The sequence below is a fragment of the Amycolatopsis dongchuanensis genome (assembly GCF_039542405.1).
GTDB lineage: Bacteria > Actinomycetota > Actinomycetes > Mycobacteriales > Pseudonocardiaceae > Amycolatopsis_E > Amycolatopsis_E sacchari.
Genome location: NZ_BAABIB010000116.1, coordinates 41,158 through 63,542, shown reverse-complemented (window position 1 = coordinate 63,542; position 22,385 = coordinate 41,158). Strand labels below are relative to the sequence as shown.

Here is a 22,385-nt window from a genome sequence, read left to right as displayed (position 1 = left end):
CTGTGTCCTGTCGCCCGCGGTCGGTCGCCGAGAGGCTGGCAGTGACGAGGAGGCCAAAACACCATGACCGTCCGACTGCGAAACCACTGTCCTTCGACCGATAGCGCACCCGCCTGCGGCAAGCGCATGTCTCTACCTGAGATGGTCCCCAGTCTCCTGGGCCGCCTCCATCGCTTCACCTCTGACATCAGGCGGCCCGGGAACCTGCGCCAATCCACCACGACCGGCCCGCTGCTACTCAGCAAGCAGCTTCGATGCTCCACCGATGCCGTCCGAGACGCGCCTGGCTTCACTGGACCTGCCATCCCGAACCGTCAGCAGGACGGGACGGAGTGATGAGCAGTCATGAACCGGGTAGAACTGGCCGCCTGCGCCTACTTCGGACCGTGGATTCTGGGATTCCTGGTCGTCCTGACTCGCCGGAAGCTGAGGCAACGCCGCGGACGCCGGAACCGCATACCCGTCGCGCATCTGATCGCCCGGATCGAGCACGAGCGAAAGGTTCAGGCGACCGATCGATGGCGCCAGAGCACGACGAACCTGCCACCCAACTGGTGCTGGCCGAGCCGCGATCAAGACGTCCACCCAGCGAGCACGGAATGACCGACTTCGAGCCCAATCCAGCCATCGGCTATCTGTATGAACAGATGGCTCAACACCTCGCAGCTCGCATCGAGTCCGGCGAACTGGCACCGAACACGCCCCTACCGGCGGAACGCCGACTGGCTCTGGAGTACGGCGTCGCGCTCGGCACAGCCCGCCACGCCACCCGACTCCTGCGCTACCGCGGGCTCGTTGTCACGGTGCGCAGCAAAGGCACCTATGTGGTCGATTGCCGCCGTCGTTCCGATGAGCGGCCCTGAACCTCCCGGCCGATTGCACTGGACTTCATCTACGGGTGGGTGAATTCTCCCCGTTACCTTTTGCGTGGCTCTTGAGCAGGGAGGTGCGGTCGCCAGGTTCAGCATGACTGATGCTCCAATTGGGGCCATGCCCCGGGGAGTGTCGCCGGGCCTGGTGGCATCGAGGGACCGATGAATAGGGACACGGCCGCCAATTGATAGGCCTCGTTGTAACGTGGGTGCCGGCCATCGAGCTCCCGGATACGGTATTCCAGTTCCTTCAGCAGGGCGCGGTTCGAGACCTACAACTCCTCCTCGCCGGATCGGTGAGTTTCACGGTACTTCTTCACCCAATTCCGGAGAGTCTGCTCCAGCACCGCCAGATCACGTGCCACCTCACTGATGCCGCCCCTCGTTGATCACCTCCGCACCTATCGCCGCCCGCACCCGCGGCTGAACATGCTGCCGCTCGGACTCGCTCATCTCGCCGAGCACGCTCATCAGCATCTTGTGCGACGGGTTCCGCGCCTCGAACTTCCCGCCCAGCTCCGGCACCCAAACCAGCACCGCGTCCCTTCGCCCACGAGCACCACCGACTGCCGCCGCCGCGGGATCCTTCAGTGCCTTCAACCACGGGCTCACCCCCTCCCGACTTCGTGCGGAGTCGGCGCGATGCGATCATGGTCGTGGCCGTAGTTACTGGACTGCCGGGCAGACTGGCGCAGAATAGTCAAGAGTACATTCAATACGTCGCGCTCAGGTGATTGGGTTGAGGCATCTTCCATTTCAGGTTTACCTTGCACTTGATCTAATAACTAGATCACGCGCACGAAGCTCACAATCGACTGCGGCGCCAGCGGCCGGGTGGTATCCCGCGGTCTTCGGTCGCACCGGCTTCGGTAGACACTGCTCAATCAACTCGCAACCCGGTGACTCAAGCTCGCATCACACCACCAGGCCAACCCCGGTAAGAATTCCAACTCGAGCACGGCGACGTCACCACGCAGCACCAAGTCCCTTGTACGAGCTGAGTCGAAGGTGAGGCAGCCGCGAACGCGCCGAAACTCACCGCACTTCCCGGCCCCGTACTGCCGCGCGGACCCGCATCCCGGCGCGCCCATCTGCAGGCGTCACCATCGCCCGTTGCCGCGGAGAAACACAGGATATCTGCAACGCCAAGAGGGTATATGGCGGAAAACTCAGTGCTTCGGCAAGGCCGCATCAATCGAATCTACAAAAGATGCACGCTCAGTTGGGTCCAGATTCAACGCCCAAACCGCCACGAAATCTTCCCACACGCGCGTCTGTCGCATTCGGGAGCCAAGCAGTTCCGCAATGCGCCGCGTCCATGCGTGATGGTTCTCAATCCTCAGGGCATCGTCGATAGCGTCGAGCAGATCCCCCGTTCGCACCCCGAGCCGCCCAGCCACAATTTCAACTTGATCTTCCGGCATGTTCGGGTAAACGACGCGTTCAGGCGCCGCGTCTCCCGGAAGACGGATGCAACCGTCACTTTCTCCTTGATCACCGTCAAGGACGCCCATTGAGGCACTTGTAAGCTTATCCTTTCCCGCGAGATCTCCGAGAGTCCGTATAACCGATGCAGGTCCAGCCTCGACAATTGCAACGCGACGCCGGAGTTCGGGGCACTCCTGGGCAATTAATGCATCAACCATCTGAACCGCACGATCGTCTTCACAATATAAGGTCAAGTCGGGATGATCTTCATCGTCCATAAGAGAAAGCGATAGGTTGGAAGTTACACCATAGAGAAGGTTCCGAGTACCATTTCGCTCTAGCTGGATATGAACCCTCGCCTCCGCAGGCAATTGTTCGAGGATGTATGGAGAATGAGTTGAGAGAATGAATTGCATCCTACTATCCCGGGCTATGGCAAATAACTCACGGAGCAGACGTTTCTGCGCTCGGGGATGCAAGGACGCCTCAACCTCATCGATAATCACAAGGGAGTGCTTTGGTGCTTCCCTTAGTAGAGCAACAAGATCTGCAGTAGCGTCTTCGCCTGCACCTTGATGAAAATTGGAATAGTCGCCATCGCCGGTTGACAGAATTCCAATCTGTTTTCCCTCCATGCTCGCCATCACACTACGCGTATATGCCTTGTTCATGATGCGGGAGAGAAGAGCTGTGTCTTTCTCCGAGAAAGGATTCAGATCGCCAGAGAAGTTCCTCTGATTAGCCAACTTGCCGTAGCCAACAGTCGTATTGATAGGCTGCGTACGACTAATGTCTAGAAAAAATACAGGCCTAGTAAATCTTTCTGGCATCCCTCGCCAACGACTCGTCGGCTTCCGTAAAGCAATAGTATCTGACGAATCTCCTCGGCGAATCTGGTATGTGAGAGTCACGCCTTTCACAACCTCCCACGGAGTATTGGGAAAAAAGTCGTCGGGATAGAACGCCTTACTTTCTGGCTTCTTTTTTCCGTCCCCATAGGCCGCGGCGGCAGCTTTTAGTACTGTACTCTTCCCTGCACCATTTTCACCAGCCAGCGCCACGACTGGAAACCGGAATTCGACCAGAGAATCCTTCCAGCCTCGCAGGCCGTCAATTCGCACCGATTCAAGAAATTGAGGCCATCCTCGGTTCGATGTCCTCTCCGTCTGCCAGTCGTTGCTCAAAGGGGAAAGGGTTACTGGCATGGATGACTGACGCAAAATTTGCCCTCTCAAGTCAAGATTTTACGGGAGATGGAGCCTTCAGTGCTGCCTTTACGATTTTCGTCAACCGAGGGAATTATTCCCCGGGTAGATACTGCATGTAATCATATACTGCTGATCATAGCCACCCAAGTCGACTCGGCAAAAGGAGCTAGTTGCAGTGTTTGGCGGGTTTCCAACCGCCTAAGTGATCGGCCACGCGACTGGTGACTGAAGCAACATCGCGTTCAAACCGTTGCCAACTGTTTCCGGGATACACGGCTTCGACGATCCCGAACATCGGAAGTGAAGGATCGATCCCGACTGTCGGGTCCCGCAGTTCGTAGTGCATGCAGCGATTCCGCACCTGTCGCCCCTCCCGCGAGAGCACGCGTCGGGTCGGCGCATCGGCCAAGACATCACGAAGTCCTCTTGCCCCGGCGGTGTCCAGACTTGGGTATCGCTCAAGAATGCGCTGAAGTGCGGTCAACGAGTGATACAAAGTGATAGTGCATATCCGGAAAACGGCCTGCTCGTAGCCCGCCGCCGTGTTCGGCAAGAGGGTAAGGGCCGTATTCAGGTCGCCCTCAATTAAGATTAGCATCGTCTTGAGGCTGTCCGGGAAGTCGAACTCGAACCGCTGTGGAAAGTATCGGGATGAAAGCCGGTTGCGGTAGGTAATTTCACATCTGCGCTCGAGATTAATGGTGGCCGACGGGGTGCTGCCATCCAGCGCGGCCGCCCCCAGTACCGCCAAAGTGCCTCCCCATTCTTCAGTGACGGCGCGCAAGTCTTCACCGGAGACAGTGTCCGTGTTTGCGATGTCGAGTCCGAGGCGGTAGGCGGATGGCAGGGTCGCTCCAGCGAGTCTACCTTGGCAAAGGTAGAGCCCGATATCGGTCTCAACCCAGCGTGCCCACCGAAACGTGTTTCCAGTAAGTCGATTGTGATGCGCTTCGAGGATCCGCTCAAGGTCGAGGAGAACGTCGTCGTAGCTTTTCTTGGTGTCGTCGAGCAGTTTGGTGGTGTGTCGTGCCCTAGCGGTAATCGCGGTGTACTGCTCGCTGAGCAAGGCAGCAAGTTCGGGTATTCCCACGTGCCGGTTCGAGGACCCGAGTGCGATCGCGCCCTCATGTGCGATGCGCACGAAATGGTGCCCCAGCAGTAGGGGAATGGCGCCCTCGATGTCACCGGCTTGCCGGGCCGAGAGGACGACATCCATAGCCCACCGTGCGTCCTCGGCAAGCATCTGACGAGCTGCCCAACCGCGGAGCTCGCTTGCATAGGGGTCGTGACCAGCCACGATCATGACAATACCGAAGCAGCACGGAGGTGCACGAACCCCAGGTCGGTCCAAGTTTCGACCGCGCGGGCGCGTCATGAGCCTGCCCCTGTCCGAGCCACCGCGTGTTGCTCCGGCTTGAGGACGAGGTGCTATTCGGCTCCGCACGACGCTAGCTGTTGCGGGTCATGACGTTGGTGTCGGCTGAGGGAGCCTGAGGTGAGGGGACGGGCCTTTCGGCGGCAGGATGAGAAGTACCACCAACTCGTCCACCACGGCTGAAAGACCCGTCCATGCTCCACCGTAACGCCCCGCTGTCGGTCGAAGGCCGTCGGCGGCTGGTCCAGCGCTGTCAGAACCCCACGCCACAACGGCAAGGTCGAGCGATACAACCGGATCCTGACCGAGGAATTCCTATATGCCCGAATCTGGACCAGCGAACAACACCGTTCCAACGCACTCGCCGTCTGGAACCTGCACTACAACTACCATCGACCACACACCGCCGCCGGAAACCAGCCACCAGCGTCCCGGCTCCACACCGGCGTCACCAACCTCATGGCCTCATACAGCTAGTACCTCATCGGGACAGCCCAAGCCGTGTGGATAGTGCACAACTCCCCCCTCGGACACACGCACTATCTACACCCGGGCTGGTCGTCGCATAGACGGCCAGCCCGTTTGGTTCGTAGCGTAGCTCCAGGTTTAGCGCTCGGTACAGGCGGCTCAGGCCTGCCGTGGTTGCGTGGGCCAGGGTGCCGCAGACGTCGCCGGGTGCATCGATCCTCGCGTATTTCGGCGCGGCTTACCGTCGAGTCGGCTGGCACGCTCTCGATCGGGGCCTTCGCGGCGGCTCGTTCGGCCTGTGCCTGGTTGATCGGGTCGACGAGTGCTTCGGGCTCGACGCCGGCCGCGATCGCGGCCTGGTACCGCCGAAGCCTCGCCTCTGCGTCGGCCGGCCGGTTTCGCGCAGCTTCCAGCGAACCACCGCCCGCCTGGCTCCCTTCCGAGCCGAGTAGCGCGGCCGCTGTTTGGTCGGGGTTGTCCGGATGGAACAGCTCGCGAAGCCGTCCGTTGAGCGCCTCGACGACCACGCCTTCGCGCAGGTTCACCGTCTTCGGGTGATCCGCTAGCTTCAACGCGCCGGGCGCCATGGTCCGCGAGGTGCAGCGGTAGTAGGCACGCTTCCTGATCGTCGCGCCTCGCATCTTCCGGCCGCATGCTCCACATCGGACGAGGCCCCGAAGCAGATTCGACCGTGCGGTCTTCCGGGCGCCGCGCTCAGCCTGGCCGCGACGTTGATGTGAGACTCGCCATGTGAACCTAGGCGAACAGGTCTTTGACGATTGAGTCGATTTCCACCGCCACACCTTGTTGAGTCAGGGCCTGCCGGATCACGTTGCGCTGTGTCTCGAATCGCTTCGCGGGGAGGAGGACATCAGCAGCGATCATCTCCGCCTGTTCGGCCAGGTCTGCAAGTCGACGGTGTACCTCGTCGGCGGGGTCATACAAAGGTATAGGTAGCTGAAATACGGACTTGTCGAAGTGTCGTGGATTGTGCTCTCCGCGTGGTTGCAGCGGTCGAACGGCCATCGTTAGGGTTTCCGAATTGAGAAATGCGGCCAGGAAGCGGGCTTCGTTTATATCTGTGGCCGAACCCCAGTACAACTGGTGCTCGATGATGACCTTCTCGTCGGTTACCACTGCGGCGGCGGAGTACATGCCACTGGCGGCATAGACCACCCGGTACTTTGTCGCCGGTAACTGGCGTGACAGTTTGTTGCGATAGTCGAGCTGTTCCGCGAGGCTGAGTCGGTCGCTTTTTCGATGCCGTTCCCAAACCTTCTCGGCCGCTCGCCACCACTGGGCAAGTCCTGGATAGGTGTCGAGCTGTTCATCGTGACCGTCGAGAAGTCGATTGCCACTCCAGGGGATCACTGCGCTGACGCTCGATGCGCCACGGAACGGCAGAATGCTGTCACCTCGGTATAGGGGCCGAACGAAATCCTTCTCAACGACGCCGGTCATTGAAGGAAGGTGTTTCCATGGCGGTTTCTCGTTCGCGCTGCGACGGCTTCGAACCGCTATGCGGCCAGCGCCGGAGCCGAGTGGTCCGCTATCAATCTCTTCGACGAGGAACAACATGTTGGGCACCACTGTGGCTCCCTGCGCGAACCGCGCCCATATATGGAGAGGCAGTTGTTGTGCGCACCGGCTCGCCGATGTAGCGCGAGATGCCGGCTAGGACCTCGGCGCGAGATGCCCCGTTGAGGTTCAGGCGTCCGGCCCACACTTGCGGTTTCTGAATGAGCGGGACATTGTTCGCCGCATTGCGGCGCGTGCCGAACGCAACACATGCAGGAACGGGGAAGAACGAGGGTTTAACGAGGTGCAAGTCCCATGGGCGTTCGAAGGCGACCGTCACACCTTCGGTCGGTGCGGAGTAGTTCCCTTTGCGGAACCCTTCGTAGGTGCTATGACTATGGATTTTTCGTGGCAGGACATCCCACGGCATAACGTACCCGAAGCGGCCTCCCGGCCGGAGGTATTGCTCGATACACCGCGCGACAAATAACGCGGAGAGATCTTGGTTGGTGGCATGGCTTCCTCCCACCCACAACGATCGGTCGACGCTCATGGCGCGGAACGCGGCTTTCTGAGGTCCGGTCATGTGCCGGTAGGACAGCCACGGCGGATTGCCGACGAGCACGTCCACCCTGTTGTCCGAGCGCTTCAGCCAATCAGGCCGGGCAACGTTGCGGATATAATAGCCCCAGATGTGATCCAGCTTCTCGTCGTGCAGTTCGCACATGACTCGAAAGGTCTGCTTCAGCATCGCGCGTTCGTCGATGTCGTCGATGTCGAGTCGCCGGAAAAGTCCAGTGAGCGACGGCACTGGTGCCCCGCGTACCCGGTCGGTGGCGCGATCGGCCAACTCTGCGACAAGACGGTCGAACAGGTCCGCACTCGCGACGATCCGATCAGGGAAACTGAACATCCGAACCGCAGGGTCAGCAAAAGTAGCGTCCGAGACAAATGTCGAATGGTCAAGTTCAGCGGGAATGGTGAGATTGTCGTCCGACCACAACGAGTTCTCCTGTCCCCACCGCAGTGAGTCCGCAAGGTACACCGGCACGGCGAACGCGGGTCGCCCACCGTGCTGCAGGCGGCGGGGTCCGATCGCGAGGAGGTAGGTGACGCGGGCGAGCGTCACCGCGACCGGATGCACATCGAAGCCCACGACGTGCTCGGTCACCGCACGGACAACAGCAGGTCCACCGGTCCCGGCAGCCTCCGCCGCTGAGATATAGTGGCGGACGGCATGGAATAGGAAGGTGCCGCTGCCGCAACTCGCGTCGAGCACGCGCTCCTCGAGCGGGTTCTGCACGCATTCGTCAACGATGCTTTCGGCGAGCCAGTCCGGGGTGTAGTACTCGCCGAGCAGGTGCCGAACGTCCGCGGGAATGATCGACTCGTACAGAACCTTCATCACGTCGTGCTCGACATGGTGCCATGAGAAGCGGGTCAGTCGACGCGCCAGGTCCTTGACGAACCGGCTGCCACCGGGCACCTCGACCACCCAGTCGAAGAAGTCAGCCTCGATCACACCCCCGATCTGTGCTTGGGTGAAGAGCTCACCGGAGGTGATCGCGGCGGCGGTGAGTGCGGGATCCATCGGGTCGAACCCCACCACGGCGTGACCGATGACCTCCGCCATCAGAACCAAAAGTGTGTGATCGATAAAGAGTGCGTCGTCGTCACTGAAATGCGTGCCGGAAGCTGTAGTGAGCAGTTTGGCCCACAACGCTCGCTTCACCCTGACTTCGGGCATGTTTCGATGTCGTGCGTAGATCGCGCGCAGTTCCGTGGAGTCGATGGCATATGAAGGGCTGCCGGCTCCCAGCCTGCGAACGATCTCCGTGGGCGTCGGTTCTACCTCGTTCCCGCTGGCGAGTACGGATTCGAGCCATGCCAGCACCTTGTCGACGTCCGTTTTGCCGGAACCGACCTCCATGGTGGCCTGGACGGTGTGGAGCTTGCCGCCGAGACGGCGGTAGACCCGCCATTCGAAACCATCGGTCATCACTCCAACCCATCGACGTTCGGGCTCATCGTCGTGCGCGGCGAGAGACTTGGCAAGCTGCCGCCTCGCAGCGTTTTCCGCGGCGTCATCCCGCAGGTCCCGCCGCACAACGAAGACGGCAGTGCCCGTCGCGGTCTCGATCGGGCCCTTCGCTCCGCCGAACTCGTGCGCAGGAAGTCCCAGGCTGCTCGCCCGCAGCAACCGCGTGACGTCGTCGCGGACATGCGCATCGGTTCGGTCGGCGTCGCGGGTGGCGAGGCGCCTGACCAACGCGAGCAGGGTCGTCGGGTCGTCGCCGTCGGCCGAGGGTAGCGACGGCCAGCGGCGCAGCACCTCAGTGGCTGGTGTGGCGAAGACGGCGGCACCAGCGGCGAGCTCTGGCTGGTCCACACGAGGAACGTTGAACCGGACTACGCCCGCCGCACACGCCGGCTGTCCGATCAGCACTGGCGCGCCACTCACTCCGGCCAGTGGTAACGCTGCTGCGGACTCCCGGCAAGCCAGCTGCATGACGGGAGCGCCGTCGGGAAGCTCCCCCGAAACCCAGGTGATCTCGCCGGACACAGCGAAACCAGGCATTGCACGTACAGCCGCTGGCCTCCCCGGTGCGACGAACGGCGTGTGTTCTACGGCATCGCGGGTCAGCTGAATCGGTTCGAGACCCTCCGGCAGAGCGCGCCCGAGGCGCAGCAGGGCGATATCGAGATGGTGATCGCCCTCATCGACAGTGGCGTCACTGACGTGCCCGGTCCACACGCATCGCAGCCGTGAGAATGCGATCTCGCCGGTCTCCCTGTCACCGATGCAGTGAAAGGCAGTCAATGCGAGACGGTCTGTGACCGCGAAGACGGTGCCGCGCTCATCGCCGGTTGCAGCATCCAGCAACCGGCCGACCGCCATAGTCACCTTTCGCTCTGCCGGGATTTCAATATCAACTTTGCGGACAGCGTCGCTCCAGTCGATGCCTTTGCGATCACCACGCCGGCTTCGGCCTGCACGGCGATGTCGAACCCGACTTCGATGGTGTCAACTGCCCACGGACTCTCGTTGTCGGAGGTTAGGACGCGCTCGAGCCGAGCTCGGAACCGGTCCGCTACCTGCGCCACACTGTCGGCGATTTCGGAGGCACGCCGGCGAAAGTCTTCCGGCACCGCCACCCGCGGAGAAAGATCACCGGAAACCGAGCTAGGACGAACTTCCAGCAGTATCTCCACTGGTTGATCGTCCTCACGCTCACCAGATTTGGCCATCGTGTCCCTCCCTGACGGCGAGTTATCGACAACAATCATCATCACGAGCCTTGGACGCGCGACTAGCGGCCGACCAGGTATTTCTGCACGTCAGTCCGTCGTCGGGACGGCTACGAGCGATGTGGACCCCGGCCCCTGTACGGACCCGGATTCCAGAAGTTGCCGGTCACGGACAACGTCGAAGCTTGACATCGCCCAAGCAGCTGGTCAACATGCGAGGTTGACTCGGGTGCATAGTTGCCCAATAGTAGGAGTTCGGCTAGCTGTCGCGATCCGCGGTCTACGCGGACAGATCAGCTGAGTCCGAGCCGTGTGGTTAGTGTGCAACTCCCCCTCGGACACTTACCATAACCTCAACTGTGCGGGTCGAGATTCGTCTCGGCCCGCACAGTTCGTTTTGCGGGATGGTAGGTCAGCCGCAGGCCGAGCTGGCGGTAGACCTCGGCCTTGTCGTCCGGGTCGGCATCGATCAGTGCCTGGCGGATGTCCCCCCAACTCCTCGGCCAGGTGGCGGATCTCGATCTTCGTCATTCTCGGCGGGCGAGCGGCAGGGCGGTGAGGGCTTCGGCACGCCTGCCTGCGTTTCGGCCATCCACCGCGTGACCAAACGCGGGTCAGCGCCGGCTTCCAGCGCCGCGATGGTTACTCGACGCGTGGTCAGCACCGGAGAATCGTCGTGTTCATCGGCGGGTCCGGACCGCTGTCGAAGCTCGGTGGCGAGATCCGTTGACCGCAAGCACGCCGACCTCCGGTTCGATCCGGTCATCGGCGTCGGCGGCTTGCGGTCAACGTGCGGACACTGGTGTTCGGTGCCGTGACTCACCGCGGGCGACACGAACGACCAGTTCGACAACCTCTTCGCCGAGCCTGGAACCCGGGGCTCGGCCAACGCGCAGCTATCCGCTCACCCGATTGCCGTCGCAGTACTTGGCCGGTCAATGCGTGAAGTGTTGCAGAAGCCAGTCAAAAAGCGCGCGCACAATGCCGGAGGCGATGGATCCGACGACGGTGGTGACCATCGGGCGGGGCCCGTGGCGGTGGATGTGGCTCATTGGATGCTCCTCGTGGTCGTTGTTGTGGTGCGGGAGTGCTGCAGGCCTGCTGTGACCACGATGCGGTGCTAGGCCAATCGGGTGGGCGTTCTCCGGTACAGCCCGGGAGTCCTGCATTGTTGTCCCAGGTCGTTGGTGTTTCCGAGGGCTCGAGGTCCGGTGGACTCCGGAAGCATCGGAAGGGAGCGCGGCGGGTGGAGCCAGATCCGCGAGCGCGGTTCGTCGACCAGCTCAAGCAGTTGCGGGTGCAGGCCGGCAACCCGACGCTGGCCGATCTGGAGACGCAGGACCCGGCCTGGCTGAACCAGAAGACCGTGTCCGATCTGCTCCACGGGAAGTTCGCGCGGGTGCCGCCCTGGGAGCGGGTCTCGGCGTTCGTGACCGCGTGCGTGCGCATCGGCAAGGCCAAGAAGCGCGTGATGCCGCCGGACGAGATCCTGCTTGAACAGTGGCGGCACCGGCACGAGTTCCTGGCCGTCGCCTTGGACCAGGTCCCTCCCCGCAACCGGGGCGCGCCAGCCGACAACGGCACCCCCGAGGTTGGCCGGGTGGGCCTCGGACACGGCGGCGGCTCAGATCCGGGGTCGGCGCGGGGCGGGGGACGGCGTCGTTTCGGAGCGGTGCCACCGCGTGCCGGGGCGTTCCAGCAGCGTCTCGCGGCGAGGGCGCTGGCCGACACCGCCGCGGGCGGGGGCACCACCGTCCTCATCGGTACCGGAACAGCGCAAGTACTGACCGGCCTCGGTGGGGTGGGCAAGACCCAGTTGGCCGCCGACCACGCCCACACCCAGTGGGACCACGGGCGGGTGCGGCTGCTGGTGTGGATCTCCGCCCGCAGCCGAGTGGCGATCACCTCCGCCTACACCGAGGTCGCGGTCGAGCTGCTCGGTCAGGACCCCGCCACGCCGGAGCGGGCCTGGAGGCGGCTGCTGGAGTGGCTCGCCGAAACCACCGACCCCTGGCTGGTGGTGCTCGACGACCTGCAGGACCCCAGCCACCTCACGGGACTGTGGCCACCGCACACCCCCTGCGGGCAGGTGGTGGTGACCACTCGCCGTCGCGACGCCGCCCTGCACAGTTACCAGCGTCATGTCGTCGAGGTCGGCCTGTTCGCCCCCGAGCAGGCGCTGGCCTACCTCACCGAGAGACTCCCCGAGCGGGGCCCCGTGACCACGGAGTTGGCCGGTCTCGCCGGCGACCTCGGACACCTGCCCTTGGCCCTGGCCCAAGCCGCCGCCTACCTGGCCAACAAGCCGATGCTCACCACCGCCGCCTACCGAGCCAGACTCGCCGATCGGCGAACGAAACTGCCCGACGTGCTGCCCCGGGAACCGCACCTGCCCGACGAACACGAGCGCACAGTGGCCGCGACCTGGTCTCTGTCGATCGAGGCCGCCGACGAACTCGACCCCGCCGGCCTCGCCCGCCCGGCGCTGGAGCTGGCCTCGCTGCTCGACCCAGCGGGAATCCCCACCGCCGTCTTCACCACACGCGCCTTCACGAACCACCTCACCGCGCGGTTCAACCGCGATGTCACCGGCGACGACGTCCTCGACGGCCTGGAATGCTTGCGACGGTTCAGCTTGATCACCCTGCACCCCGAGCAACCCCACCACGCCGTCCGTGTGCACGCCCTCGTCCAGCGCGCCGTCCGCGATCCTCTCACGACCGGCCACCTCGCCGAGCTCGCGAGGACCGCCGCGGACGCGCTGGTTCTCGTCTGGCCCGAAATCGAAACGAACCAAGAACTCGCCCAGGCACTGCGGTCCAACGTCACCACGCTCCAGAGCATCGCCGAAGAACACCTCTGGCGTGCCGGGGGACATCCGGTGCTGTTCCGCCTCGCGCGCAGTCTCGGCGACGCCGGGCTTCTGGATTCCGCCGTCGCCGTCAACCACCGACTGCTCGCTCAGGCCTCCGCCCGGCTCGGCCCCGATCACGCGGACACGCTCACGATTCGCTACAACCTCGCCCGGTTGCGCGGGGAGGCCGGGGACCCGGCGGGCGCAGCCGCGGCCTACGCGGAACTGCTCGCCGACCAGCTGCGCGCGCTGGGGCCCGAGCACCCCCACACCCTCGCCGTGCGCGCGAACCTCGCCCGGTGGCGCGGGGAAGCCGGAGACCCCGCGGGCGCGGCCACCGCCTTGGCGGAACTACTTCCCGACCGGCTGCGAATCCTGGGACCCGACCACCTCTACACCCTCGCCACCCGCCACAGCCTCGCCTACTGGCGAGGAGAAGCCGGGGACCCAGCGGGCGCCGCCACGGCCCTCGCCGAGCTGCTCCCCGACCAACTGCGAGTACTGGGACCCGAGCACCCCCACACCCTCGCCGTGCGCGCCAGCCTCGCCCGGTGGCGCGGGGAAGCCGGAGACCCCGCGGGGGCAGCCGCGGTCTTCGCCGAACTGCTTCCCGACCGGCTGCGAGTCCTGGGACCCGACCACCTCTACATGCTCATCACCCGCCATGCCCTCGCGTACTGGCGAGGGGAGGCCGGGGACCGGGCGGGTGCCGCCGCAGCCCTGACCGAACTGCTCTCCGACCAACTGCGGATCCTGGGACCCGACCACCCCCACACACTGCACACCCGAGGCAACCTCGCGCGTTTCCGCGGAGAGGCCGGGGACCCGGCGGGCGCCGCCGCCGCGCTCACACAACTGCTCTCCGACCAACTGCGGGTCCTCGGACAAGACCACCCCCACACCCTGCGCTCATGGAACAACCTGGCCGCCGCCTACCTGGCGACGGGCGACGTGCGGCAGGCGATCGCGCTGTACGAGACGGCACTCGCCGGGCGGGACCGGGTGCTGGGTGCGGATCACCTGGACACCTTGGCGACACGCAACAGCCTGGCCGGCGCCTACCTGGCCGCGGAGGACAGGGAGCAAGCGAGGAGGCTGTACGAAACCACGCTCGCCGACGCTGAACGCGTACTCGCACCCGATCATCCCCTGACCAAGGCGATTCGCGCGAACCTCAACACCATCAAGGACCAGAGCAAGTCCTGACGGCGGCCGACGCCGTGCCGGGCTCGCCGACCACGTCGTCTGCCTGGGCAGGCCCCGGCGGCCGCACACCGTTTCGGGACCTTGGTCCACGCCACCGGTGTCTTGCCGCCCTTCGAGGGCCACCGCGGCCACTGCGATCGTCGGCGGCAACGTCCCGACCCGGAAGGCAGGCCGACGTGTTCGAGGTCCGCATCCACGGCCGTGGCGGCCAGGGGGCCGTCACCGCCGCCGAGCTGCTGTCGGTGGCCGCGTTCCTCGACGGGCGCCACGCACAGGCGTTTCCGAGCTTCGGCTCCGAGCGCACCGGCGCGCCCGTCGTCGCGTTCTGCCGCCTCGACGGCAAGCCCATCCGCTCACGCGAGCCCGTCGTGCGTCCGGACGGGCTCGTCGTGCAGGACGCGACCCTGCTGCACCAGGTACCCGTGTTCGACGGCTTCGCGCACGACGGGTACCTGCTCGTGAACTCACCGCACGACTTCGCCGAGCTCGGTCTCGCCGACGTCGTCGCCCGGCTGCCACCGGGCCGCGCGCTGACCGTGCCCGCGACCGCGCTGGCCCGGGAGCACCTGGGCCGTCCGGTGCCGAACGTGGTGCTGCTGGGCGCTTTCGCCGCTCTCACCGGGCAGGTCCGCATCGAGTCCGTCCAGGCAGCCATCCGCGAGCGGTTCTCCGGCCGCGTGGCGGACGGCAACGTCGCGGCTGCCAACGCTGCCTGCGACCACGTCCGCGAACAGCTGAGGGAGCAGTCCCGTGTTGCGGCAGATTGAGGGTTCCCGCGCGGTCGCCGACACCACCGCGCTATGTCGTCCCGAGGTGGTCTGCGCCTATCCGATCTCCCCGCAGACGCACATCGTGGAAGCGCTTTCCGAGAAGGTGAAGAGCGGCGCGCTGACGCCGTGCGAGTTCGTCAACGTCGAGTCCGAGTTCGCCGCGATGTCCGTCGCCATCGGCGCGTCCGCCGCCGGAGCTCGCGCCTACACCGCCACCGCCAGCCAGGGCCTGCTCTACATGTCCGAGGCCGTGCACAACGCGGCCGGGCTCGGCCTGCCGATCGTGATGACCGTCGCGAACCGGGCGATCGGCGCGCCGATCAACATCTGGAACGACCACAGCGACGCGATGTCCCAGCGCGACTCGGGCTGGCTGCAGCTCTACGCGCGGGACAACCAGGAGGCCGCCGACCTGCACGTGCAGGCGTTCCGCATCGCCGAGGAGCTGTCGCTGCCGGTGATGGTGTGCATGGACGGGTTCGTGCTCACCCACGCAGTCGAGCGCGTCGACCTGCCCTCCCAGGAGCAGGTCGACGCGTTCCTCCCGCCGTACGCGCCGCGCCAGGTCCTCGACCCGGCCGAGCCGGTGACGATGGGCGCGATGGTCGGGCCCGAGGCGTTCACCGAGGTGCGCTACCTCGCCCACCTCAAGCAGCAGCGGGCGTTGGACGTCATCCCCGAGGTCGCCGGCCGGTTCGCCGAGGTCTTCGGGCGCGACTCCGGGGGCCTGGTGCACCCGTACCGGATCGAGGACGCCGACGTGGTCGTCGTCGCGCTCGGCTCCGTGCTCGGCACGCTCTACGACACGATCGACGAGCTGCGGGAGACCGGCGCCCGCATCGGCGCGCTGGGCATCACGAGCTTCCGGCCGTTCCCGGCACGGCTCGTGCGCGAACTGCTGGGCGATGCCCGGCGCGTTGTCGTGCTGGAGCGGGCGTTCTCGCTCGGTTCGGGCGGGATCGTCACCGCGGAGCTGCGGCTGGCCTTCGGCGGGGTGCCCGTGCCCTGCCACACGGTCGTCGCGGGGCTGGGCGGGCGGCCGGTCACCAAGCGGTCGCTGCACTTCGCGCTCGCCGACGCGCTCGCGGACACGCTGGAACCACTGGTTTTTCTCGATCTGGACCGGGTCCGCGTCGAGCGCGAGCTGGCCAGGGCCCGGTGAGGAGCCGATCATGAACACCCAGCCCGTGAAGTTCTACCAGACCGGCAGCTTCGTGGCGGGCAACCGCCTGCTCGACGTCGAGGTGCGCACCGTGCAGGCCAGCACGGCCCGGACGAACCCGCTCGACTCGGGGCACCGCGCGTGCCAGGGCTGCGGAGAGGCGCTGGGCGCGCGGTACGCGCTCGACGCGGCGATGCACGCCACCGGCAACCAGCTCATCGCCGTCAACGCAACCGGGTGCCTGGAGGTGTTTTCGACCCCGTATCCGGAATCGTCCTGGCGGCTGCCGTGGCTGCACTCGCTGTTCGGCAACGCGCCCGCGGTCGCGACCGGCGTGGCGGCGGCGCTGAAGGCCAAGGGCCGCACCGGCATCCGCGTCGTCGGGCAGGGCGGGGACGGGGGCACCGTCGACATCGGGTTCGCCTGCCTGTCGGGCATGTTCGAACGCGACGACGACGTCCTCTACATCTGCTACGACAACGAGGCCTACATGAACACCGGGGTGCAGCGTTCGGGCGCCACTCCCCCGGCCGCCCGCACCGCGACCACCCCGGTGCTCGGGGCGGAGCCGGGAAACGTGTTCGGCCAGGGCAAGGACGTGCCGCGCATCGCGATGGCGCACGAGATCCCGTACGTCGCGACGGCGACGGTCGCCGACCTGCACGACCTGGAGGCGAAGGTGGCCCGCGCGATGGAGTTCCGCGGCGCGCGGTACCTCCACGTGCTGGTGCCGTGCCCACTGGGCTGGGGCAGCGCCTCCCGCGACACGATCCGGCTCGCCCGGCTGGCGAAGGAATCCGGCGTGTTCCCCGTGTTCGAGGCCGAGCGCGGCGAGGTCGTGGTCGTGTCGAAGATCCGCCACCGGGTACCCGTCGAGGAGTACCTGCGCCCGCAGGCGCGCTACGCCCACCTGTTCGGCGAACCGCCCGCCACGGCGGTGCTCGCCCGCATCCAGGAGCTCGCCGACCGCAACATCCGCCGCTACGGCCTGCTCGGCGAGGAGGAACGATGAAGACCGAACCGTTCGCGATCACCCTGCGCGCCGACTCCGGCCTGGCGAACAAAACCGGTTCGTGGCGCAGCGAGCGCCCCGTCTACCGCGATTTGCTGCCGCCGTGCAACAACGCCTGCCCGGCGGGCCAGAACATCCAGCAGTGGCTTTACGACGCCGAGGACGGGAGCTACGAGCGTGCCTGGCGGCAGATCATGGCCGACAACCCACTGCCAGCCGTACTGGGCCGGGTCTGCTACCGCCCATGTGAGACGGCGTGCAACCGGGGACAGCTCGACGAGGCTGTGGGCATCAACTCCGTCGAACGCTTCCTCGGCGACGAAGCGCTGAAGCAGGGCTGGACGCCGGACGCACCCGCCCCGGCGACCGGGAAGCACGTGCTGGTCGTCGGATCCGGCCCGGCCGGCCTCTCGGCCGCGTACCACCTGAGGATGCTGGGCCACGCGGTCACGATCTTCGAGGCGGAGTCCGAGCCCGGCGGGATGCTGCGCTACGGCATTCCGCGCTACCGGCTGCCTCGGGAGGTCCTCGACGGGGAGATCCGGCGGATCACCGCGCTGGGCGTCGTGATCGAAACCAGTCGTCGGGTCTCGGATCTCGACGCGACCCTGCGCGACGAGGGGTTCGACGCCGCGTTCCTCGGCGTGGGCGCGGGTATCGGGAAACGCGCGTACCTGCCCGCCGGCGACTCCGCCCGGGTCCTCGACGCCGTGGCGGTGCTGCACGACATGGAGGGCGAGCACCGGCCGTCGCTGGGCAGGCACGTCGTCGTCTACGGGGGCGGCAACACCGCCATGGACGCCGCCCGCACCGCCCGGCGCCTCGGCGCCACTGACGCACTGGTGGTGTACCGCCGCACGCGGGAGCGCATGCCGGCACACGCGAGCGAGGTCGCCGCCGCAGAGGCCGAAGGCGTCCGGTTGCGGTGGTTGTCGACGCTCGCGCACGCCGGGCCCGGCGCGGTGACCGTGGAGAAGATGCGCCTGGACGACACCGGTTTTCCGCGGCCCACCGGGGAGTTCGAGGAGCTGACCGCCGACTCGGTCGTCCTCGCGCTCGGGCAGGAGGCCGATCTGTCGGTGCTGTCCGGGCTACCCGACGTGTCCGAAGAGGACGGTCACGTCGCTGTCGGCAAGGACCGGATGACGGGTCACCCCGGTGTGTTCGCGGGCGGCGACGTCGTCGGCGGTGAGCGCACCGCGACCGCCGCGGTCGGGGACGGCAAGAAGGCCGCGCGCGCGATCGACGCGTGGCTGCGCGGCGAGGCGTACCAGCCGGGCCCCAAGCACCCGCCGGCCGACTACGGCGGCCTGAACACCTGGTACTACAGCGACGCGCCCGCGACGGTGCGGCCCCAGCTCGACGCCGCGCGGCGCACGTCCACGTTCGACGAGGTCGAGGGCGGCCTGGACGAGTCGAGCGCGCTGTTCGAGGCGAGGCGCTGCCTGTCGTGCGGCAACTGCTTCGGCTGCGACAACTGCTTCGCCGTGTGCCCGGACAACGCGGTCGTCAAGCTCGCGGACGGCGGGTACGCCATCGACTACGACTACTGCAAGGGCTGCGGCCTCTGCGTGGCCGAATGCCCCTGCGGCGCCATGGAGATGCGGCCGGAGCAGGGCTGAACGAAACGGGGCGCCGGCACCTCTGAGAGGATGCCGGCGCCCCTTTCCTCAGGTGGTCAGGTCGCCACCTTGACCGGAATCTCGCGCGGCTCGGTCTTGACCCGCACGGGGATCCGGACTTCGAGGACGCCCGCCTCGTAGGCCGCCGTCACGTGCGCGGGGTCCGCGCCTTCGGGCAGCCGCAGGGTACGGCCGAACGCGCCGTAGGCGAACTCGGTGTGCGCCTTGTCGTGCTTGACGAACTCCCGCTCGGCACGCAGCCGCAGCTCACCCCGGTCCACGGTGAGGTGGATCTGCTTCTGCGGGTCCATCCCGGGCAGTTCCGCACGCACGACGTACGTCCCGTCCTCGAAGTAGTCCTCGACGCGAACGGGGTGCTGGTCGCCGAACTCCTCTCCCAGCAACCGGACCACGTCGGGGATGAGTGTGGTCCGCGGAATCAAAGTAGGCATCTGACCTCTCCTTCCTCCGGTCATCGTCTCCGGACACCTTCCAGGCAAGTCCGGGTCCCGCCGCCGGGAAAGGGCGGCTGGTCACCGCACCGGAGGACCTTCGACCCGCGCTCGGCTGTCGTCGCGCGCGACGGCGAGGAGCACCATCGCGCGTCCGGCCGGAGGGCCGATCGTCCTCCGGACCCGGGTCCCCGGTCCCTACCGGGCCACCCGGGGAACGCCGAACGTGGGGGCATGACCAGACGCGTGGTGATCCTCGGCGGTGGCACCGGGGGAACGCTCACCGCCAACCGGCTGCGCCGGCGCCTCGGCGACGACGTCGAGATCGTCGTCGTGGACCGGGACGGCGACCACGTGTACCAACCGGGACTGCTGTTCGTCCCGTTCGGACTGGCACATCCCGAGGACCTCGTGCGCCCGCGGGAGCGGCAGCTGCACCGCGGCATCTCCTACCACGAGAGCGCGGTCGGCCACGTCGACCTCAAGGGGGACACGGTGCTCCTCGAGGACGGCACCACACTGGACTACGACGTGCTCGTCGTAGCCACCGGGGCGGTGCTGCAGCCCGAGGAGACCGAGGGCCTGACGGGACCGGGCTGGCAGGAGAACGTCTGCACGTTCTACGACCTCGACGGCGCACTGGCGCTGGAGGCCGCACTCGCCGGGTTCGCGGGCGGCCGCCTGGTGGTCAACGTGGTGGACCTGCCGATCAAGTGCCCGGTGGCGCCACTGGAGTTCTGCTTCCTGGCGGACTGGTACTTCCGGGAACGCGGGATCCGTGACCGGGTGGAGCTGACCTACGTGACCCCGCTCGACAGCGCGTTCACCAAACCCGTGGCCGCAGGGGTGCTGGGCGGCCTGCTGGAGGAGAAGGGCGTCGGTCTCGTCACGGAGTTCAACACGGGAGAGGTCGACGGCACCGCGGGACGGCTGGTCTCCTACGACGAGCGCACGGTCGGCTTCGACCTCGCCGTCGTCGTGCCGCTGCACGGCGGCGCCGCCTACGTGGGGCGTTCCCCAGCGCTCGGCGACGAGCTCGGCTTCGTGCCCACCGATCCCGCGACGCTGCAGTCGAAAGCCGCGCCGAACGTCTTCGCCCTGGGCGACGCCACCAGTCTGCCGGCGTCCAAGGCCGGCTCGGTCACCCACTTCGAGGGCGAGACGCTGGCCGCCAACGTCGCCCGCTTCCTCGCGGGCGAGCCGCTGCGGGCGACCTTCGACGGGCACACGAACTGCTTCATCGAAAGCGGCTTCGGCAAGGCACTGCTCATCGACTTCAACTACGACACCGAGCCCCTCCCCGGGCACTACCCCACGGGCGCGGGCCTGCCGCTGCTCAAGCAGTCCCGGCTCAACCACCTGGGCAAGCTGATGTTCTCGTGGCTGTACTGGCACAGCCTGCTGCCCGGCCGCGACATCCCCGGAATCGGCTCCGCCATGCCGCACGCGGGAAAGCTCCTCCCTGAGCAGGAAAGGACGCCGTCATGACGACCCGGACCTACGCCGGCACCACCGTCGAGGTGAACGACGAGGGCTTCTTCACCGACCCCGCGCAGTGGCGCGAGGACATGGCGCCCGCCATCGCCCGCGACGCCGGTCTCGGCGACCTCACCGACCAGCACTGGCAGGTCATCAAGTTCATGCGCGCCGAGTACGAGAGCAAGGGCACCGGACCGACCATCCGGGCGCTGGGCAAGACCTCCGGCGTCACCGTGAAGGACCTCTACCGGCTGTTCCCGAAGGGGCCGGCCAAACTCGCCGCGAGGATCGCCGGCATCCCCAAGCCCCGCGGCTGCATCTGAGACGGGAGACGACGATGAGCGACAAGATCGAAAAGGTGTCCGTGATCGTGTCGAAGGGCTCGCTGGAGGGCGTGTACCCGGCGCTGATCATGGCAAACGGTGCGCGGGCCGAGGGCATGGAGGCGAACCTGTTCTTCACCTTCTTCGGCCTGGACGCCATCCACCGGCAGCGCCACGAGCACATCAAGCTCGCGACGGTCGGCAACCCCGGCCTGCACCTGGCCACATGGGCGGGCGGCCTGCCGGGGATGTCGAGCGTCATGACGCATTACCTGTCGCGCAAGATGGACGACCTCGACATCCCGCCGATCCCGGAGTTCGTCGAGATGATTTCCGACAGCGGTGCCGGGCTCTACGCCTGCAAGGCCTCCGTCGACCTGTTCGGGCTCGGCAAGGACGACTTCATCGACCAGGTGCGGGACATCATCACCGTGGGCGAGTTCTACGACCTCGCGGCGGGCGGGCAGATCATCTTCACCTGACGGCGTGTCGCACGTTCAACTCCGCGGCGGAGGCGCGTACTCACCTCGGCCAGACGCCGCGGTTCGTGGGCTCCTGTGCCCGCACGTGGCTGTCGTCGAAGTCGAACGAGAGGCGGCAGACGACATCCACCACGCCGGGTACCTGGCGGGTGAGGGTTTCCGCGATGGGCACCGCGCTCCGCCGCTTCAGGCGCCCGGTCAGGGTGACGACGCCGTCGGTCACCTCGATGCTCACGTCGCCCTCCGGCACGCACAAGGCCCTTTCGAAGACCTCGACGGCGATCTCCTCCCGCAGCTCCTCGTCGCCGCGGGCGAAGATCCGCACGATGTCCGAGCGGCTCAGCACGCCTTCGAGCTTGCCGTAGCGGTCGACGACGGGCAGCCGCTTCACGTGCCGCCGCGACATCCTGCGCGCGGCCTCCACGATGGACTCTTCCGGCCCGATGGTGGACACCGGCGCTGCCATGAGGTCTTCGGCCGTCCGCGCCGAGGACCGGGCCCGCCGGTACCGCCCGGCCCACCGGCCCGCCGGGACCTCCTTGTCCATCAGGTCGGCCTCCGACACGACACCGACCACCGTGCGCTCGTCGTCGACGACCGGCACCGCGGAGATCCCGGCCCCGACGAGGATGCCCACGACGTCCTTGACCGGAGTCGTCCGCCGCACCGACCGCACCGCCGTGGTCATCAGGTCACGCACCAGCAGCCGCCTCATAACCGCTCCTCGAGTCGTGTCATCAGGGACAGTTCCAGGGTCACCGCGCCTGACCCGCCGCGGGAGAGCAGCACGTCCCCACCCGGGACGACCTTGGCCCTCTGCTCGCGCGTCCCGGGCCGAACGTGCCCCTCGGCGGAGTCCTTCAGCCCTTCGTGCCTGGACACGAGGTCGTCGGCTATGTCGCCGG

The 22,385-nt window shown here is 66.3% G+C and carries 19 protein-coding genes and 1 pseudogene; 10 read left to right on the top strand and 10 right to left on the bottom strand.

Features of this window, described 5'->3' with window-relative positions; all coding sequences use genetic code 11:
* The first annotated feature begins 599 nt into the window (after positions 1-599).
* Entirely contained in the window at positions 600-863 is a 264-nt protein-coding gene (locus ABFX51_RS29490) for a winged helix-turn-helix domain-containing protein (RefSeq protein WP_177228512.1), read from the top strand.
* 281 nt (positions 864-1,144) lie between these two features.
* Here ABFX51_RS29490 and ABFX51_RS39705 read toward each other — a convergent pair whose 3' ends face one another.
* The 4 genes from ABFX51_RS39705 to ABFX51_RS29475 all read right to left on the bottom strand — a co-directional run bounded on the left by ABFX51_RS39705 (position 1,145) and on the right by ABFX51_RS29475 (position 4,724).
* On the bottom strand, positions 1,145-1,219 hold the full coding sequence (locus tag ABFX51_RS39705) for a hypothetical protein (RefSeq protein WP_428832510.1): 75 nt from the start codon (positions 1,217-1,219) through the stop codon (positions 1,145-1,147).
* A gap of 19 nt (positions 1,220-1,238) precedes the next feature.
* Positions 1,239-1,409, bottom strand: coding sequence for a hypothetical protein (locus ABFX51_RS29485; protein WP_218153396.1), 171 nt, complete (start codon positions 1,407-1,409; stop codon positions 1,239-1,241).
* A gap of 632 nt (positions 1,410-2,041) precedes the next feature.
* Complete coding sequence (locus tag ABFX51_RS29480; RefSeq protein ID WP_346055612.1) at positions 2,042-3,484, bottom strand: ATP-dependent nuclease; 1,443 nt, start codon at positions 3,482-3,484, stop codon at positions 2,042-2,044.
* Between the two features lie 190 nt (positions 3,485-3,674).
* A complete protein-coding gene (locus tag ABFX51_RS29475; RefSeq protein ID WP_143249781.1) occupies positions 3,675-4,724 on the bottom strand; it encodes a hypothetical protein in 1,050 nt (349 codons plus the stop codon).
* Between the two features lie 417 nt (positions 4,725-5,141).
* Between ABFX51_RS29475 and ABFX51_RS29470 the strand changes: the two are divergent.
* Positions 5,142-5,360: pseudogene (locus tag ABFX51_RS29470) on the top strand (integrase core domain-containing protein); the annotation flags it as partial.
* 62 nt (positions 5,361-5,422) lie between these two features.
* On the opposite strand, the gene ABFX51_RS29465 reads toward ABFX51_RS29470, so the two are convergent.
* The 4 genes from ABFX51_RS29465 to ABFX51_RS29450 form a co-directional block, all read right to left on the bottom strand.
* Positions 5,423-5,992 carry a hypothetical protein gene (locus tag ABFX51_RS29465; RefSeq protein WP_245782860.1) on the bottom strand — a complete coding sequence of 190 codons (570 nt, stop codon included), beginning with the start codon at positions 5,990-5,992 and terminating at the stop codon, positions 5,423-5,425.
* A 115-nt stretch (positions 5,993-6,107) separates the two neighbouring features.
* Positions 6,108-6,929, bottom strand: coding sequence for a hypothetical protein (locus ABFX51_RS29460; RefSeq protein WP_346055611.1), 822 nt, complete (start codon positions 6,927-6,929; stop codon positions 6,108-6,110).
* Positions 6,904-9,768: a trypsin-like peptidase domain-containing protein gene (locus tag ABFX51_RS29455; RefSeq protein WP_346055610.1), complete on the bottom strand. Its 2,865-nt coding sequence runs from the start codon at positions 9,766-9,768 to the stop codon at positions 6,904-6,906. Before ABFX51_RS29455 ends, ABFX51_RS29460 begins: the two co-directional genes overlap by 26 nt.
* A gap of 2 nt (positions 9,769-9,770) precedes the next feature.
* Entirely contained in the window at positions 9,771-10,118 is a 348-nt protein-coding gene (locus ABFX51_RS29450) for a CU044_2847 family protein (RefSeq protein ID WP_346055609.1), read from the bottom strand.
* A gap of 1,246 nt (positions 10,119-11,364) precedes the next feature.
* On the opposite strand from ABFX51_RS29450, the gene ABFX51_RS29445 reads away from it, so the two are divergent.
* The 5 genes from ABFX51_RS29445 to ABFX51_RS29425 all read left to right on the top strand — a co-directional run bounded on the left by ABFX51_RS29445 (position 11,365) and on the right by ABFX51_RS29425 (position 18,744).
* Complete coding sequence (locus ABFX51_RS29445; protein WP_091504145.1) at positions 11,365-14,178, top strand: tetratricopeptide repeat protein; 2,814 nt, start codon at positions 11,365-11,367, stop codon at positions 14,176-14,178.
* A 176-nt stretch (positions 14,179-14,354) separates the two neighbouring features.
* A complete protein-coding gene (locus ABFX51_RS29440) occupies positions 14,355-14,945 on the top strand; it encodes a 2-oxoacid:acceptor oxidoreductase family protein (RefSeq protein ID WP_346055608.1) in 591 nt (196 codons plus the stop codon).
* A complete protein-coding gene (locus ABFX51_RS29435) occupies positions 14,929-16,110 on the top strand; it encodes a transketolase C-terminal domain-containing protein (RefSeq protein WP_346055607.1) in 1,182 nt (393 codons plus the stop codon). Before ABFX51_RS29440 ends, ABFX51_RS29435 begins: the two co-directional genes overlap by 17 nt.
* A gap of 10 nt (positions 16,111-16,120) precedes the next feature.
* Positions 16,121-17,122 (top strand): thiamine pyrophosphate-dependent enzyme, encoded by a 1,002-nt coding sequence (locus ABFX51_RS29430; protein WP_346055606.1) that lies wholly within the window; start codon positions 16,121-16,123, stop codon positions 17,120-17,122.
* Positions 17,119-18,744 carry an NAD(P)-binding protein gene (locus tag ABFX51_RS29425; RefSeq protein WP_346055604.1) on the top strand — a complete coding sequence of 542 codons (1,626 nt, stop codon included), beginning with the start codon at positions 17,119-17,121 and terminating at the stop codon, positions 18,742-18,744. The genes ABFX51_RS29430 and ABFX51_RS29425 overlap by 4 nt, the downstream gene beginning before the upstream one ends.
* A gap of 56 nt (positions 18,745-18,800) precedes the next feature.
* On the opposite strand, the gene ABFX51_RS29420 is transcribed toward ABFX51_RS29425, so the two are convergent.
* Positions 18,801-19,196, bottom strand: a complete 396-nt coding sequence (locus ABFX51_RS29420) for an Hsp20/alpha crystallin family protein (protein ID WP_177228515.1) — start codon at positions 19,194-19,196, stop codon at positions 18,801-18,803.
* A 234-nt stretch (positions 19,197-19,430) separates the two neighbouring features.
* Here ABFX51_RS29420 and sqr point away from each other — a divergent pair, with 234 nt between their 5' ends.
* The 3 genes from sqr to ABFX51_RS29405 are packed head-to-tail and all read left to right on the top strand — an operon-like array spanning position 19,431 to position 21,480.
* A complete protein-coding gene (sqr, locus tag ABFX51_RS29415; RefSeq protein WP_091504151.1) occupies positions 19,431-20,684 on the top strand; it encodes a type III sulfide quinone reductase, selenoprotein subtype in 1,254 nt (417 codons plus the stop codon).
* On the top strand, positions 20,681-20,998 hold the full coding sequence (locus tag ABFX51_RS29410) for a TusE/DsrC/DsvC family sulfur relay protein (protein ID WP_346055602.1): 318 nt from the start codon (positions 20,681-20,683) through the stop codon (positions 20,996-20,998). The genes sqr and ABFX51_RS29410 overlap by 4 nt, the downstream gene beginning before the upstream one ends.
* A 14-nt stretch (positions 20,999-21,012) precedes the next feature.
* Complete coding sequence (locus ABFX51_RS29405; RefSeq protein ID WP_091504153.1) at positions 21,013-21,480, top strand: DsrE/DsrF/DrsH-like family protein; 468 nt, start codon at positions 21,013-21,015, stop codon at positions 21,478-21,480.
* 40 nt (positions 21,481-21,520) lie between these two features.
* On the opposite strand, the gene ABFX51_RS29400 is transcribed toward ABFX51_RS29405, so the two are convergent.
* Positions 21,521-22,195: a CBS domain-containing protein gene (locus tag ABFX51_RS29400; RefSeq protein WP_091504154.1), complete on the bottom strand. Its 675-nt coding sequence runs from the start codon at positions 22,193-22,195 to the stop codon at positions 21,521-21,523.
* Positions 22,196-22,385: the final 190 nt, after the last annotated feature.